Source organism: Microbispora bryophytorum (assembly GCF_006874465.1).
Classification (GTDB): Bacteria; Actinomycetota; Actinomycetes; order Streptosporangiales; family Streptosporangiaceae; genus Microbispora; species Microbispora bryophytorum.
In genome coordinates, this window is sequence record NZ_VIRL01000001.1 from 106,689 (window position 1) to 119,339 (window position 12,651).

Consider the following 12,651-nt stretch of genomic DNA (forward strand, 5'->3'; position numbering starts at 1 on the left):
AGAGGCATATGAGGATCTTTCTGGCCGGCGCGTCCGGCGTGATCGGGCAGCGGCTGATTCCCCGCCTGGTCAAGGAAGGGCACGTGGTCGGCGGCATGACCCGCTCGTCCGGCAAGACCGAGCTGCTGGCCCGGCTCGGCGCCGAGCCGATCCTGTGCGACGTCTTCGACCGCGACGCGTTGATCAAAGCGGTTCGCGACTTCGCCCCGGACGTCATCCTGAACGAACTGACCGATCTGCCGGACGAGGTCGAGAAGATCGGTGACCACGTGGAGCTCAACGCCCGCATCCGGACCGAGGGCAACCAGAACCTGATCGAGGCGGCACGGCAGAGCGGATCACCGAAGATCCTCGCCCAGACCGTCGCCTGGCAGCTACCGGCCGGCCCCGACGCCGACGCCGTCATCGAGCTCGAACGCTCCGTACTCGCCGAGGGCGGGGTCGTGCTCAGCTACGGGCAGTTCTACGGACCCGGCACCTACAACGAACAGCAGATCCCCGCCGAGCCACGCGTCCAGATCGACCACGCCGCCGACCGGACGGTGGAACTGCTCGACGCGCCGTCAGGCGTCGTCGTCATCACCGACCAGCCCGCGTAGGAGTCGGGGGACGTCAGGGCACCCGCGAGCCCGTCGTGATCGGCGCCCGCACCGCGTCCGGCAAGGACGTCGAGCTCGAAGACCTCGCCATCGTGGCGCACGGCGACCGGGCCGGCCCACAGAGCGGCTGACCGTCCACCTGGCCTGGTCCAGCCAAGCCCGGTCCCGGGCCGGCCCATCCCGGCCATCACCAATTTCTCAGGCCACCGCGCTCATGCGTGCGTGGATTCTTCAGGGACCTGTTTTGTCATCTCATGTAACCGTCGGGACGCGCGCGATCCCCCGCCGGCGCACTCTCCCCGCCGGACTCGCCCTGACGGGCGCGGCGCTCGCGTTCACCGGTCTCTACCTCGCGGCAGGCGCGCTGACGCCGCTGCTCGTGCTCTACAAACAGCAGTGGGACTTCCCGCCGTCGCTCCTCACCCTGGCGTTCGCCGTGTACGCGGCCGGCTTCCTCGCCGCCGTCCTGACGCTGGGCTCGCTCTCCGACCACGTCGGCCGGAGCCCGGTCCTGATCGGAGCCCTGGTCGTCCAGCTCGTGTCGAACGTCCTGTTCCTCCTCGCCTCCGACATCGGATGGGTGATCGCCGGACGCATCGTGCAGGGCGTCTCCAGCGGCGCCGCGACGGCCGCCTTCACCGCGGCGCTCGTGGAACTCGCCCCCGCGGGCAGCAAGAGGCTCGGCACGATCCTCGGCAGCGCCGGCCTGACGGGCGGCCTCGGCGCCGGATCCCTGCTGGCCGGCCTCGCGATCCAGCTCACGCCCACGGCGAACACCATCACCTTCACCGTCCTCATCGTCCTGACCCTTCTCGGGATCGTCGCCGTCGTCCTGTCGCCCGAGACCATGACCCGCACCCCCGGCGCGCTCCGCTCGATGGTCCCGCGCGTGGCGATCCCGCGCGCCGCCCGGAAGGAGTTCGCCGCCGCCGCACCCGTGGTCGCCGCGGTCTGGATGCTCGCCGGCCTGTCCGGAGGGCTCGCGCCGAACATGGTCCGCAGCGTCTTCCACCTGGACAGCGGCCTGCTCAACGGCCTGACCGGATTCATCGCGCCAGCGGTCTCGACCGTCGTCGGGCTGTCGTTCGCCCGCGTCGACCCGCGACGGGCGATGACCGTCGGCATCTACGCGTCCGTCGCCGGGGCCGTCGGCATCATCGGCGGGGTGTACGCCGGAAGCCTCACCGTCATGATCATCGGGCAGGCCGTCGCCGGTGTCGGCTTCGGGGCGTCCTTCTCCGCGGCCCTGCGCCTGGTCTTCCCGCTCGCGGCCGCGCACCAGCGGGCGGGCGTCGTCGCCGGGATCTACGTGGTCTCCTACGTCGCCTTCGGCGTGCCCATCGTCATCGAGGGTCAGCTCGTGGGCCCGCTCGGCGAGGTCCCGGCCGTCGTCTGCTACACGGCCCTGACCGTCCTGCTCGCGCTCGTCAGCCTCGTCGCCCAGACGCGCATGAGACACCGTGCCTGAGCCAAGGGCTCGGCTTAGACCGACGGACGGGGACCTCGTCCGGACCCCGGCTGGGCTCATCTTCACATTCAGCATGCCCGGCGATCAGATCAGCCTTCACATCCATGTGTGCATCAACCGTCGCGAAAGAACGGAAACCGCAATGACGCTTATCTCTACTCCCTTCGGTGCGCGTACCACTGCAGCGGAGGTTCTGGCCGGGGTGGACCTGACCGGACGCCGCATGATCGTCACGGGAGGAGCGTCGGGGGTGGGAACCGCAACGGTCCGCGCCCTCGCCGGCGCCGGCGCACGCGTCACGATCGCCACCCGTAACCCCGCCATCGCCAAGCCGCTCGTGGAGGAGTCCCCGAACATCGACGTCGCCGCGGTCGACCTCGCCGACCTGGACTCGGTGCGGGCCTTCTGCGCCGCCTGGGACGGTCCGGTGGACGCCGTCGTCGCCAACGCGGGCGTGATGATGCTGCCCGAGCGCCAGGTCAACGCACAGGGCTGGGAGATGCAGCTCGCCACCAACTACCTCGGCCACTTCGCACTGGTGACGGGCCTGCGGACGGCCCTTCGGTCGGCGGAGGGGGCTCGCGTGGTCATGGTCAGTTCCGGTGCGCACCTGCTGGCGGGGGTCGACTTCGAGGACCCGCAGTTCGAGCGGAAGCCGTACGACTCCAGGATCGCCTACGCACAGTCGAAGACCGCCGACGTGCTGCTCGCCGTCGGGATCAGCCGCCGATGGGCACAGGACGGCATCCGCGCCAACGCCTGCGCTCCGGGGCAGATTCTGACGAACCTGATGCGTCACCTGGATGCGGCCACCCTGCAGGCGCTCGGCGTGACGGACCCGGACGGGAACACGACCATTCCGGATCACTACAAGACGCCTGAGGAAGGGGCTGCCACCAGCGTCCTGCTCGCCGCGTCACCGCTCCTCGAAGGCGTGACCGGACGCTACTTCGAGAACAACCAGGAGGCCCCGGTCGTCGAGGGCGGCCCCCATCTGATGGCGGAGGGCGGCCCCGAGGCGATGGTGGACATGGTGGCCGAGTGGGCCGTCGATCCCGCCGCCGCGGACCGCCTCTGGGAGTACGCGTCCACGACCATCGGCGACACCACCGACCTCTCCGGCACCTCGGACTCACGCTGACCTCGCGCCCCACTGATCTCATCGAGGGCGCGGTGGGTGCGGGATACCGAGAAGACCGATGGCTCTCCACCTGGCAGGAAGGACTATGACCTGTGAAGGATCTGACCATCATCCGGCTGCCCGTGGACGCGAGTGCTGATGCCGCCCTCATGACCGACGTCGCCCTTCTCGTCAACCGGGTGTACGCGGTCGCCGAACAGGGGTTGTGGCGGGCGGGCGCCGAACGAACGTCAGCGGATGAGATCTCCCGACTGACCCTCGCCGGCGAGATCGCGGTGGCCCGGTTGGAGGGGCGGCTCGTCGGCTGCGTCCGGGTGCGGCATCTCGACGACATCACCGGCGAGTTCGGAATGCTCGCCGCAGACCCTGATCACCGCGGCATCGGGATCGGACGGGAACTCGTCCATTTCGCGGAGCAGGGATGCAAGAACGCCGGGCTCGCCGTGATGCAGCTTGAGGTGCTTTTCCCGCGGGAGTGGTCCCACCCCTCGAAGGAGTTCTTGGCCACCTGGTACACCAGCATCGGCTACCGGAAAGTCCGCACCGGGGTCATCGACGAGTCCTACCCCCATCTGGCGCCCCTCCTGGCGACACCATGCGCCTTCGTGGTCTACAACAAGGACCTTCTGAGTGAGCCCTCAACGCCTTGGTACGTTCACGTCCTTGGCGGCCCGAAGGGGCCGGTACGGCCAACAGGAGATCGCCAACCGGAGGATTGATGACGCCCTGGCGGCGTGACTCGCAGCCGTACAGACTGGGTCCCGGAAGCCATCCGGGACCCTTCCGCGCTCTTGGCCCAGGATCCCGGATGCACGGACCGGAGCGCTGGACGATTTCCGGGATCATGATGGGCGTGTAAGCCGTTACGCTCCACTTGTGGCAGGACCGGTACTGGGAGTGGAGCTGCCGGGACCGCTCTCAGATGAGCGGCTAGGGGTTTTGCGTCGGATGCTCTCCCATATATCAGACCGGTTCGTGGAGGAGCGTCCCGGGCACTTTGATCTCAGCGTGGTCGCGGAGTCTTTGGGTGTCGTTGATCTTGATCAGGAACGTTCTCGGCCTTTCCTGGTTATCACCGCCGGACCGGGAGTCGGTGACGAGGAGACGTTCGAGGCCGAGCATGCCGATCTACCGAATCTCGAACCGGTGATTGGGTTCACTCCAACTCACGATGTAAGCATCATCGCGATGTGCAACGGCCGAGTGGACCATATGGTCACCGCCCTGCTAACCGCCGAGGTGATGGCCCTCGTGGATGGTGTCGTCTCAATCGAGATCCATCACTGGCAGGCGCCCGCTATCCGGGACCTGCCTGGCTTGATTGCGATCACGCCCGGACCCGTGTGCACTGCGTACGGCACCAGTGAACTGGTGCGGGCGTGGGTGGCTCACCCCAACTTCCAGCTCGTCAAGTAGACCCGATGGCCATCCCCGTTGCTCAACCGCCGAACTGGAGGCCCTGACACAGCGTCTGGGCCAGAAGCCATGCCCGAAAGCCATCGTGACCAGGGAAAACACGGTGAAGATCATTGCGCGTATATTGCGCGACTCCCGACAGACCGCCGCTCAGAGTGGCCTACGGCTGCATAGGCCGGAAAAAGCAGAAGAGGCCCCGGAGGGCCTCTGAGCTGCTGTTCTGCTGGTGGCAGGTGCAAGGTTCGAACTTGCGTAGGCTGAGCCGACGGTTTTACAGACCGCTCCCTTTGGCCACTCGGGCAACCTGCCTTGTCTTCCGCTCGCCGCGGCGACAGGTAGAAGAATAGCGGACTTCCCGCGTACACGTGACATGGGTTCCGGCCCGCCCCTCCCATGATCGGCAAAGGCCTCCCGGGACTCGGAGGCGGCCGCGGCGCAGCACCGGCCAGGGTGGGACGGTGGCCAGACAGGGCGGCGGATTTCGTGGCCCTCACGGGGATCGAGCGAGCGGCGGACGGAGTGTCGCACCGCTCGGCATCGTCTTCCCGCCGGGCATCACGGTCGTCGGAGAGTGCGACGATGCCAGGCGTGTCATCGTGGCCGGCCGGCCGCCGGCGGGGTTCGCCCTGCTCGGGGTGGTCGACGGCCTGGCCCACCTCGGCAGTGGAGGTGGCGCCCACGTCGTCATGAGGAAAGACCTCTGATCACATCGGGGCCCACTAATCTCGAAGGGCAACGGAGAGAGGACACGGACACCGATGGCCGACAGCAGTTTCGACGTGGTGAGCAAGATCGACCAGCAGGAGGTCGACAACGCCCTGAACCAGACGGTCAAGGAGGTCGGGCACCGTTTCGACTTCAAGGGCACCGGCGCGAGCATCTCCTGGTCGGGGCAGAAGGACATCGAGATCAAGGCGAACAGCGAGGAGCGGGCCAACGCGGTTCTCGACGTCTTCAAGGAGAAGATCGTCAAGCGCAGCCTGTCTCTGAAGATCCTGGACGCGGGCGAGCCGAAGCTGTCCGGCAAGGAGTATCGCCTGATGGTGTCCCTCAAGGAGGGCATCGACCAGGAGAACGCCAAGAAGATCTCGAAGCTGATCCGGGACGAGGGCCCCAAGGGCGTGAAGGCTCAGATCCAGGGCGAGGAGCTCCGGGTCAGCTCGAAGAAGAAGGACGACCTTCAGGAGGTGATCTCCCTGCTCAAGGGCAAGGACCTCGACATCGCCCTCCAGTTCGTCAACTACCGGTGAGACGCGTCACAGCGCGACACTGACGGAAAGGCCCTGACCTGCGGGTTCAGGGCCTTCGTCGTTTTCGGCCGCCCCCGCGCCATGACCATTTGGTTGCCCGAAGCAACGATCAGATTATGATTGCTTAGGGAAACTAAGTTTGATCACATGGGGAAGGACTTCGATGGCGACTGCGATGGCCAGGGAGACGCCGCCGGGCACGGCGGCCCCCGCGATGACGCACCGGGAGATCCTGGAGGCGCTCTCGGGGCTGATGTTGGGGTTGTTCGTCGCGATCCTGTCGTCGACCGTCGTGTCGAACGCGCTCCCCACGATCACGGCAGACCTGCACGCGAACGAGACCACCTACACGTGGGTGATCACCGCGACCCTGCTCGCCACGACGGTGTCCACCCCGATCTGGGGCAAGCTCGCCGACCTGATGAGCAAGAAGATCCTCATCCAGCTCGGACTGACCGTCTACGTCATCGGCTCGGCGATCGCCGGTCTGTCGCAGAACCCCACCATGCTGATCGCGGCACGAGTGATCCAGGGCCTCGGCGCCGGCGGCCTCACCGCGCTCACCCAGGTCATCATGGCGGCGATGATCTCGCCGCGGGAACGCGGCCGCTACTCCGGCTACCTGGGCGCGGTGTTCGCCGTCGCCACGATCGGCGGCCCGCTCGTCGGCGGCCTCATCGTCGACACCTCGTGGCTCGGCTGGCGCTGGTGCTTCTACGTCGGCGTGCCGTTCGCGGTCCTCTCGCTGATCGTGCTGCAGAAGACCCTGCACCTGCCGACCGTCAAGCGTGACGTGCGCATCGACTGGGGCGGCGCGACGCTGATCACCGCCGCGGTCTCGCTGCTGCTGATCTGGGTCTCCTTCGCCGGTAACAAGTACGACTGGCTGTCGTGGCAGACCGGCGCGATGGTCGGCGGCGCTGTCGTCCTCGCGATGCTCTTCCTCCTGGTCGAGTCCAAGGTGAGCGAGCCCATCGTCCCGCTGCGCCTGTTCAGGATGCGGACCGTCAGCCTCAGCGTGGTCGCCAGCGTGCTGGTCGGCGTCGCGATGTTCGGCGGCACGACCTTCCTCAGCCAGTACTTCCAGCTCGCCCGGGGCGAGACGCCCACGGTGGCCGGCCTGATGACGCTGCCGATGATCCTCGGCCTGGCGATCTCCTCCACGGTCTCCGGGCAGATCATCACCCGCACCGGCCACTGGAAGGTCTTCCTGGTCTCCGGAACCTTCTTCCTCACCGCCGGGTTCGCCCTGATGGGCACGCTGCGGTACGACACCGACTACTGGCTCGTCGCGATATTCATGTTCTTCGTCGGCGTCGGCATCGGCATGAGCCAGCAGAACCTCGTTCTCGCGGTGCAGAACCAGGTCCGTGCGCAGGACCTAGGCGCGGGCAGCTCGCTGGTCTCGTTCTTCCGCTCCCTCGGCGGCGCGATCGGTGTCTCGGCCCTCGGCGCCCTGCTGGGCGACCGCGTCCAGCGCTACCTGGCGGACGCCCTGGCCGCGCTGGGCGTCCACGGCACCGGCCAGGAGAGCGGCGCGATCCCCAAGCTCTCGGCGCTGCCGGCCCCGATCCGCACGGCGGTGAAGAGCGCGTACGGCCACAGCATCGGCGACCTGTTCCTCTACGCGGCGCCGCTCGCCCTCCTCGCGCTGATCGCCGTGCTGTTCATCAAGGAGGTCGCGCTGCGGACCAGCGCGATCACGGTCAGCGCCGACGCGCAGGAGACCGACGCCACCCCCGACCCCGAGATCGCCCGCCAGCGGAACGGCGCCGTGGCCGGACGCCACGCCCAGAGGGACAGGCAGCAGCACGACCGGCAGCGGCCGATCACGGCCGAGGCCGAGTTCGCTTCGCCGAACGGCCACTCCGCCACGCAGCCCCCGGCCGCCGCAGAACCGGCCGCACAGCACCCAACGGCCGCACAGACCGCACAGCCCCTGACCGCACATGTCCTCACCACCACCCAGGCCCAGCCGTACGCCGCGCTCGCCGTGGAGTCGCACGAGCCGGGCGGCGTGGGCATCCGCGGGTCGGTCAAGGGCCGGGACGGCGTGCCCGTGGGCCGCGCCACGCTCACGCTGATCGACGTGCGCGGCCACCAGCTCGGCCGTACGGTCACCCGGGACGACGGGGGCTACGCGCTCCAGGCGCCGGGCGGCGGGACGTACGTGCTGATCGCGTCGGCGGGCGACCGGGAGCCGCAGGTCGCGACGCTGGTCGTGGGCGACCAGCCGGTCGACTTCGACATGGTGCTCGCGGCATCGGGCCGGCTCGTCGGCACCGTGCGCGGCGTCGACGGGACGCCGGTCGCCGACGCGGTGGCCGTCGTGACCGACGTGCGCGGCGAGGTCGTGGCCACGAGCTCGACCGACGCCGAGGGCGGCTTCTCCTTCTCCGGCGTCGTGGCCGGCACCTACACGCTCACGGTGAGCGGCTCGGCATACCGTCCGGCCGCCGTTCCGATCGAGGTGCTGGGCACCGGCCAGACCCGGCACGACGTCGTGTTGCTGCCCGGCGCGCGGGTGCAGGGCACGGTCCGCGTCAAGGACGGCGTGCCCCTGGCCGACGCGAGGGTCACGCTGCTCGACGCCGCGGGCAACGTGGTGGGCGGGGTGACCACCGGCGAGGACGGCGAGTACGCCTTCACCGACCTGACCGGCGGGCAGTACACCATCGTCGCGAGCGGTTACCCGCCCGTGGCGAGCACGCTGAACCTGGACGGCCAGGGCGACGAGCCGTACGACGTGTGGCTGGGGCACGAGCGATGAGCGTCCCCGAGACGGTCCCCAGGGGATTGCACGCCCTGGTCAGGAGCAAGGACGGCTGGGCCGTGCAGCATGCGGTCGTCACGGTGACGGACACGACCGGCCACCAGGTGGCGCGGGCGGAGGCGGACGCCGACGGGCAGGTCGTCACCGCCCCGCTGCCGCCGGGGGTCTACACGGTGGTCGCGACCGCGATCGGGTACGCGCCCGCCGCGTCCACCGCGATCGCGACCGCCTCGGGCGCCGCCGAGGCCGGCACGCTGGTGCTGGCCCGGCAGGGCGGCACCGAGCTCCCGCCGCCCGGCGAGTGGACGATCGACCCGGAACACTCGAAGATCTCGGCCACGGCCCGGCACCTCGGCCTCAGCAGCGTGCAGGGGCGGTTCACCGAGTTCTCCGGGCGGATCGAGATGGGAGCCACGCCGGAGGAGTCGTCCGTGGTCGCCGAGATCGTCGCCGAGTCCATCGACACGGGCAGCCGGATGCGCGATGATCACCTGCGTTCGGCGGACTTCCTCGACGTCCCGGTGCACCCGGTGATCACGTTCCGGAGCACGGGACTGTCGCCGGCGGGCCCGGACCGGTGGACGGTGCACGGCGTGCTGACGCTGAGCGGCGTCAGCCGCCCGGTCGATCTCGACATGACCTACCTCGGCACAGGACCGGACCTGTGGGGCGGGCTGCGGGCGGCGTTCCGCGCGGTCACGGAGTTGCGCCGCGACGACTTCGCGATGACCTACAACCAGGTCGTCCAGGCGGGGATCTCACTGATCGGCGCGACACTGAAAGTAGAGCTGGACATCCAGGCGGTGCGCGGGTAGACCCCCTGCCACACGCAGTCAGGAGGAGGCAGGCCATGACGGAGGCGGACATCGCTCTCCGGCCGCCCACGGTCGGCGAACACGAGGCGTACTGCGCGGTCGAGCGGCAGCTTGCCATCCTGCTTCGGCGCGCCAGGACGTTCTCCGCGGGGATGGGGCGCAAGGTGCACCCCGAGCTGGACCCCGGCGCGTACGGCCTCCTGGTCCGCATCGACCAGAGCTCCCCGATGCGGTCCAGTGACCTGGCCGCCTACCTGCGGGTCGGCCGGGCGACGATCAGCCGCCAGCTCAAGGTGCTGGAGGAGCTGGGGCTGATCAGCCGCAGCCCCGACCCGGAGGACGGCCGGGCTCACCTGCTGGCTCTCACCGCCGAGGGCCGCAGGCGGCTCGACGACGCGCGATCCGCCCGCGAGGGCCAGCTGCGCACGCTGCTGGCCGCCTGGCCGGAGGAGGACGTACGGCTGCTCGGGCGGATGCTGGAGCGGTTCAACATGCTCACCGAGGGCATGCACCCCTGACACCAGAGGTCACGGCGTTACTCGCTCCGTTCCATGCGGTGGCCAAACCGTCATAAGGGACGTTTAAACTGCGCCTCAGACGTTTTCGCACCACAGCAAGGAGGCCGGTGTGGCTCCCTGGTCCACTTATCGGAAAGCGGCGAGCATCGGGGCGGTGGCTCTGGCGGCGACGCTGACCGTCACCGCCTGCGGGAGCGACTCCGCCGACTCGGGCACGGCGACGGCCTCGGCCGCCCCCGGCGGTGTCGCCCTGGTCAACGCCGGAAAGATCACGACCTGCACGAATATTCCGTACGAGCCGTTCCAGTTCAACCAGGGCGACAAGGTCGTCGGGTTCGACGTGGACATCGTCGACCTGGTCGCGAAGAAGCTGGGCGTGACCCAGGACATCGTGGACATCGACTTCGCGGCGATCAAGAGCGGCGCCGCCCTGAACTCCCGCAAGTGCGACGTGGCCGCCGCCGGTATGACGATCACGCCGGAGCGGCAGCAGAACCTGCTGTTCTCCGATCCGTACTTCGACGCCACCCAGGCGCTGATGGCCAAGAAGGGCAGCGGGATCACCTCGCTCGACGACGTCAAGGCCAAGAACCTCAAGCTGGGCGCGCAGGCGTCCACGACGGGCCTCGACTACGTCAAGAGCAAGGGGTTCGAGCCGACCGAGTTCGCCGACTCCCCCAAGGAGCTGCTCGGCCTGCAGACCGGCCAGGCGGACGTGATCGTGCAGGACCTCCCCGTCGTGCTGACCTGGCTGAAGAAGCCCGAGATCAGCGCCAAGTTCGAGCATGTCGCCAGCCTCGACACCGGTGAGCAGTACGGCATCGGCATGAAGAAGGACAACACGGCGCTCAAGAAGGTCGTCGACGAGGTCCTCGCCGCCGCCAAGTCCGACGGCACCTACAACGAGATCTACAAGAAGTGGTTCGGCACCGAACCCGGTGGCGCCTCGGGCGGCTCTTCGACGGGTGAGACCGGAACCGAATCGCCCGCCGCCGGATCATGAGTGCTGTGAGCGAGCAGCAGGCCACTACGCCGACTGAGCCCCGCAAGGGGCTCAGCCCGCGCAAGAAGCAGCGCATCAGCCGAAGCGTCCAGTACGCCGTGCTGTTGGTGATCGTCGTCGTCCTGGCCGCCCTGGCCGACTGGGGAGCGATCCGCGAGTCGTTCCTCAACCTCGACGTCGCCGGCAAGGGCCTGCCCGAACTGTTCACGGTGGCGCTCCGCAACACCGTGATCTACACGCTGTCGGGCTTCGCCCTGGGCTTCGTGGTGGGTCTGGTGCTGGCGCTGATGCGGCTGTCCACGGTCGCGCCGTACCGGTGGATCTCGGCGATCTACATCGAGATCTTCCGTGGCCTGCCGATCCTGCTCATCTTCCTGATGATCGGCAGCCTCCCGCTGGCGTTCCCCGGCTTCGAGCTGCCCGGCGGGGTCTACGGCAGCGCCGCGCTCGGGCTCGGCGTCGTCTCGGCGGCGTACATGGCGGAGAACTTCCGGGCGGGCATCCAGGCGGTGCCGAAGGGACAGATGGAGGCGGCGCGCTCGCTCGGCATGCCGCACATGCGGGCGATGGTGTCGATCGTCATCCCGCAGGCGATCAGGATCGTGCTGCCGCCGCTCACCAACCAGCTCGTCTCGCTGCTGAAGGACTCGTCGCTGGTGCTGATGCTCGGCGTGACGGCCTCGCAGGTCGAGCTGGCGAAGTTCGGCAACGACCAGTCCTCAACGTTCGCCAACCCCACGCCGATCCTCGCGACCGGGTTGACCTACCTGCTGATCACGATCCCCCTCGGGTACGTCGCGAGGCGGCTCGAAGCGCGTCAGGGAGCGGGCCGATGAGCACCGTCGAGATCAGGAACCTGCACAAGTCGTTCGGGAAGCTCGAGGTGCTCAAGGGCATCGACTTCACGGTCGAGAGCGGCCAGGTCGTCTGCGTGATCGGGCCGTCCGGCTCGGGCAAGTCCACGCTCCTGCGCTGCGTCAACCTCCTGGAGCAGCCGACCTCCGGCACGGTGGTCGTGGACGGCATCGATCTGACCGACCCCGACGCCGACATCGACGCCGCCCGGCGGCACATCGGCATGGTGTTCCAGCAGTTCAACCTGTTCCCCCACCTGACGGTGCGGCGCAACGTCACGATCGCCCAGGAGCGGGTTCTCAAGCGGAGCAAGGGCGAGTGCGACCACGTCGCCCGGGAGAACCTGGAGAAGGTCGGCCTCATCGACAAGATCGCCGCCTACCCGCCCCAGTTGTCCGGCGGCCAGCAGCAGCGCGTGGCGATCGCCCGCGCGCTCGCCATGAACCCCTCGCTGATGCTGTTCGACGAGCCGACCTCCGCTCTCGACCCCGAGCTGGTCGGCGACGTGCTGTCGGTCATGCGGAAGCTCGCGGAGGACGGCATGACCATGCTGGTCGTCACCCATGAGATGGGCTTCGCCCGCGAGGTGGCCGACCGTGTGGTGTTCATGGACGGCGGCGTGATCGTTGAGGACGGGCCGCCGGAGCAGGTCATCGCCGACCCGCAGCACGAGCGGACCCGCGAGTTCCTGAGCCGCGTGCTGCACCCCGGAGTCTGACGCCCGAAGCGTCCCCTTCTTGGAACAACGGCGTTCTTCGCAAGGGGATGGGCGGGGCGGACGCGCCGGCGGGGCGCATCGCCGGCCTCGCCGGG

Annotated in this window: 12 protein-coding genes and 1 tRNA gene; 12 read left to right on the plus strand and 1 reads right to left on the minus strand. The window is 68.7% G+C overall.

Annotated elements, in window-relative coordinates; all coding sequences use genetic code 11:
* Positions 1-8 precede the first annotated feature (8 nt).
* From FLX07_RS00520 to FLX07_RS00540, 5 genes are all read left to right on the plus strand, one after another.
* Positions 9-599, plus strand: coding sequence for an NAD-dependent epimerase/dehydratase family protein (locus FLX07_RS00520; RefSeq protein ID WP_142567434.1), 591 nt, complete (start codon positions 9-11; stop codon positions 597-599).
* A gap of 244 nt (positions 600-843) precedes the next feature.
* Positions 844-2,067 carry an MFS transporter gene (locus FLX07_RS00525; protein WP_208762014.1) on the plus strand — a complete coding sequence of 408 codons (1,224 nt, stop codon included), beginning with the start codon at positions 844-846 and terminating at the stop codon, positions 2,065-2,067.
* A 223-nt stretch (positions 2,068-2,290) separates the two neighbouring features.
* Positions 2,291-3,208: an SDR family NAD(P)-dependent oxidoreductase gene (locus FLX07_RS00530; protein ID WP_223852923.1), complete on the plus strand. Its 918-nt coding sequence runs from the start codon at positions 2,291-2,293 to the stop codon at positions 3,206-3,208.
* A 149-nt stretch (positions 3,209-3,357) separates the two neighbouring features.
* On the plus strand, positions 3,358-3,927 hold the full coding sequence (locus FLX07_RS00535) for a GNAT family N-acetyltransferase (protein WP_142567437.1): 570 nt from the start codon (positions 3,358-3,360) through the stop codon (positions 3,925-3,927).
* A 157-nt stretch (positions 3,928-4,084) separates the two neighbouring features.
* Positions 4,085-4,624 carry a DUF6368 family protein gene (locus FLX07_RS00540; protein WP_268239417.1) on the plus strand — a complete coding sequence of 180 codons (540 nt, stop codon included), beginning with the start codon at positions 4,085-4,087 and terminating at the stop codon, positions 4,622-4,624.
* 224 nt (positions 4,625-4,848) lie between these two features.
* On the opposite strand, the gene FLX07_RS00545 is transcribed toward FLX07_RS00540, so the two are convergent.
* Positions 4,849-4,933, minus strand: a tRNA-Tyr gene (locus tag FLX07_RS00545).
* A gap of 449 nt (positions 4,934-5,382) precedes the next feature.
* Here FLX07_RS00545 and FLX07_RS00550 point away from each other — a divergent pair.
* From FLX07_RS00550 to FLX07_RS00580, 7 genes are all read left to right on the plus strand, one after another.
* Positions 5,383-5,874 (plus strand): YajQ family cyclic di-GMP-binding protein, encoded by a 492-nt coding sequence (locus tag FLX07_RS00550; protein ID WP_142567439.1) that lies wholly within the window; start codon positions 5,383-5,385, stop codon positions 5,872-5,874.
* 163 nt (positions 5,875-6,037) lie between these two features.
* Entirely contained in the window at positions 6,038-8,644 is a 2,607-nt protein-coding gene (locus tag FLX07_RS00555) for an MFS transporter (protein WP_223852880.1), read from the plus strand.
* Positions 8,641-9,462 (plus strand): YceI family protein, encoded by an 822-nt coding sequence (locus FLX07_RS00560; protein ID WP_142567440.1) that lies wholly within the window; start codon positions 8,641-8,643, stop codon positions 9,460-9,462. Before FLX07_RS00555 ends, FLX07_RS00560 begins: the two co-directional genes overlap by 4 nt.
* A 35-nt stretch (positions 9,463-9,497) precedes the next feature.
* A complete protein-coding gene (locus tag FLX07_RS00565) occupies positions 9,498-9,980 on the plus strand; it encodes a MarR family winged helix-turn-helix transcriptional regulator (protein ID WP_142567441.1) in 483 nt (160 codons plus the stop codon).
* Between the two features lie 109 nt (positions 9,981-10,089).
* Positions 10,090-10,983, plus strand: coding sequence for an ABC transporter substrate-binding protein (locus FLX07_RS00570; protein ID WP_142567442.1), 894 nt, complete (start codon positions 10,090-10,092; stop codon positions 10,981-10,983).
* The gene (locus tag FLX07_RS00575; protein WP_142567443.1) at positions 10,980-11,819 is read left to right on the plus strand and encodes an amino acid ABC transporter permease; all 840 of its coding nucleotides are present in this window, start codon (positions 10,980-10,982) and stop codon (positions 11,817-11,819) included. Before FLX07_RS00570 ends, FLX07_RS00575 begins: the two co-directional genes overlap by 4 nt.
* Entirely contained in the window at positions 11,816-12,556 is a 741-nt protein-coding gene (locus FLX07_RS00580) for an amino acid ABC transporter ATP-binding protein (RefSeq protein WP_142567444.1), read from the plus strand. Before FLX07_RS00575 ends, FLX07_RS00580 begins: the two co-directional genes overlap by 4 nt.
* Positions 12,557-12,651 lie beyond the last annotated feature (95 nt).